Here is a 3,106-nt window from a genome sequence, read left to right as displayed (position 1 = left end):
GATCCTCCGCAACGCCTCGAGCTTGATCTCCCGAACATCCGTCCCGCCGATTGTGACGCTCCCGCCAGTAGGATCGAGTAGCCGCACGATCAGCTGCATGATCGTGGTCTTGCCCGAGCCGGAGCGTCCGACGAGAGCGGTCACTTTGCCGGGCACGAAGGTTTTGCGAAGGTCGTCGAGTATGGTGCGGTCGGATCCGTCCGGCCTGAACGACAGCCGATCGAGTGTGACCTCGAACGACCCGAGTTCGGAGGCGGTCTTTACGCCGAGGTCGGGGACGTCGGCCGGCTCGTCGAGCACTTGTCCGACGCGCTCTATGTTCGGCCAGGCTGTGTTCAGGCCAGCATAGAAACTCACCAGGGCCTGGATAGGCTCGACAACACGCGGCACGAACAGGTAGATGCCGACAACAGCCTGCACCGCGTCGCCGCCGACGACGAAGACGGCCCAGAGGATGAGGCCAATCTGCAGCACTGTCGGTACTGCAGCTTGAAACTGGCTCGAGAGTTCGTTCTGAACCTGCGCTTGGACCTGGGCCTGTCCAAGGGCTTTGAGCCGTGCTGCGAAAGCAGCGGAACGTTGATTTCCGGCGTTCATCAACTGCACCTCCTGAGGCGCAGTGAGCGAGTCGATCAACACATTGCCCAAAGCGCCCTGCCGGTCGCGGACACTGCTGTAGGCGAGGCGAAGCCTGCTCGAAAGCCAGACGCCGCCGGCCGGTAAGACCAGAAGCAGGACCGCGAGCAGCGCGTAGATGACGTCCGGCGAGCCGAGATCGGAGATATTGTAGAACAGAAACGTGATCGCCGACAGCAGCGAAACGCCGCGTGTGAACGGAAACGCCAAGACGTCGCGCAGCACACCCTGTGCGCCTGCCGCGTATTGCATGACGACCGCTGTATTCTCGCCCACGTCGTGGTTGCCGTGATAGCTATATCCTAACTGGAGCAATTTGTCGTGCAGCTTCAGTTGCATGCGCTGCAGCATCATGGTGTTGAACCAAGCTGTGCCAACGCGGTTTGCGAAGCCTGTGACGATTAGCAGGATGGCTGTCGCGGCGAACAAGATCGCTGTCGACGCGGCATCGCGGGGTAAGATGAACCCGACAAAATCAAATGTTCCCACTGTTTCGGCGGAGCCGCTGCTCGCCTGACGGATAAAGTTGGCGATCAGCTGGGCGTTGTACAGTGTGAGAAGGGAGGTGAAGATCGACAAAGCCGTGATGAGAACGAACGCACCTCCGATGCCTTTGATGGACAGCCGTGCCCACTTCAGCAAGCGCTGCAGCGAAAACGGTGCCTGGGCGGTCGCCATAACGTTCATAACCGACACCCAACCTCCCGCCCGGTTCGCAAGAAACCCCAATCAACGCGCGTAGAACTCCACAAGGGCGGCGCTCGATCCCGACTTGTGCGCGCCTCAGTTGCAGCGCGCATTGTGGTGATGGCTATGCTGATATAACACGGAGCACATGGTGCGCAGCGCGCGGACTCGCGAGGCCCGGCCTTGTGCGTCCAGTGCATCAGTCCAGGGCTGCACAAATTGCCCGCACCGTCAATTGAGTTCGCTGCCGCCCAATCCGTCGAGGAGATCAAGACCTTCACTGAATTCGGCGTCCACCTGCGCAGGAGGTCATAGAGCACCGCAATCGAAACTTTGCGCAACGCGAAGCAGGCGCGCATGATATTCGGCCAACGCTTCGGTAGCATGGTGGCGAGACGATTGAGCAATGTCCCGGTCAATTCTAGGTCTGCCAAGGCTTATAGTATGGACGCGCGCCATGGTGCGATGTCGTGCATCGCCGCGTCGACATCGCGCAACGAGCCGGACCGCGCATCAGCGTCATGTCAGGGTGGGCATGCTTGTCTTTTATCCTGGGCCGGGCGCCCTGACGCTCGAAGACGTCCGGCTGGGTGGTCACGGCGAGTGAGCCGGATGGCGCCAGATTTGCTGGGTAAGCATCTCCGGGCGCCTTCGGGATCACACTTCGCAGTATGCCCCGCAGTTCCAGCAATAGAACCCGACGTAAACGTGGGTGTCGCCGATGACGTAATTTATCGCCGAGCAATGCCAGCAAGAGGCATTGATCCCGATCGCGTGTTGTGCCTCTGCTCCGCCGGTCTGCCTGGGTTTTTGCCCCTTGACGGTCTTCTGCTTGTCGACCTTGGAATCGTCGCCCTTCTTGCCGACTTTTACTGTGATCTCAGCCATTTTCGTCCTCCCTTAAAAGGGCTCCCGCAAAGGAGACCGTTGCATTTCCCCATTATGATTTCAGGCAAACCAACTTGCGTCGCGAGCAAAAGTTGATTTACTCGGCATATTTCGATCCTTTCTCATCGAGATCGAAAAGGCAAGTCTTCTTGTGATGTTGACGCCTGTCCTAATCTGTGCAGCACCGTGCGTTGGAGGCGCCACCTATTGACGCCAACTTCTAATTCATTGATATGTGTGTATTCTTAATCAATTGGGCGGGGGCATGTCTGAAATGACGTTTCATCGCGGCAAGGAAACTACATCAACCAGTGAGATGATTTCTGCGCAGATCGAACTTCCGGGATGGCTTTTTGTGCTATCGTTAGCGGCATTGAACTTGGCTGCCGCGCCGCGGACCGCAGTGGCGGCGGAGCCCGTTCCCGGCATCGTTTTGCCGCAGTCGACGATCAAATCGCCAATCGCGCAGGTGCCGAACGCGAAAAACAATACGGGTACTCGTGTCATCGGCGGTACCGAAGCCAAGCCTGGAGCTTGGCCGTTCCAAGTGGCCTTGCTGGCAAGCGAGATGCTCGACAGCAGGGCGGCATCCCAACTCAACGCGCAATTCTGCGGCGGTACGCTGATCGCCGAACAATGGGTGCTGACGGCGGCACACTGCCTATTGAAGGATGATGTACCCGTCGCTCCCGGGGAGGTTACGATACTAGTCGGGGCCACAAAGCTCGTCGAGGGAACCCGGTATGCAGTCGCCGAGATCGTTCCAAACCCTGATTACAACGCCGTCAATATGAGAAACGACATCGGGTTGATCAAATTGGAAACGGAGGCCGAGGGTGCCAGGACCGCCAAGATCGGAAACCCGGCGGATTTCGCGCAGGCGACGGTGATTGGC

The 3,106-nt window shown here is 58.7% G+C and carries 3 protein-coding genes; 1 reads left to right on the top strand and 2 read right to left on the bottom strand.

Annotated elements, in window-relative coordinates:
- On the bottom strand, positions 1-1,323 hold a 1,323-nt coding region (locus NKI72_RS34380), incomplete at its 3' end, for an ATP-binding cassette domain-containing protein (protein ID WP_352852163.1).
- Positions 1,324-1,980: 657 nt separating this feature from the next.
- Positions 1,981-2,211 (bottom strand): hypothetical protein, encoded by a 231-nt coding sequence (locus NKI72_RS34375; protein ID WP_352694022.1) that lies wholly within the window; start codon positions 2,209-2,211, stop codon positions 1,981-1,983.
- 265 nt (positions 2,212-2,476) lie between these two features.
- Here NKI72_RS34375 and NKI72_RS34370 point away from each other — a divergent pair.
- Positions 2,477-3,106, top strand: a 630-nt coding sequence (locus tag NKI72_RS34370; protein WP_352852161.1) for a S1 family peptidase, incomplete at its 3' end; no start/stop codon positions are given.

Source organism: Mesorhizobium sp. M0437, assembly GCF_040321335.1.
In the GTDB taxonomy this organism is placed as follows: Bacteria; Pseudomonadota; Alphaproteobacteria; order Rhizobiales; family Rhizobiaceae; genus Mesorhizobium.
This window is presented reverse-complemented; position numbering and strand designations above follow the sequence as displayed.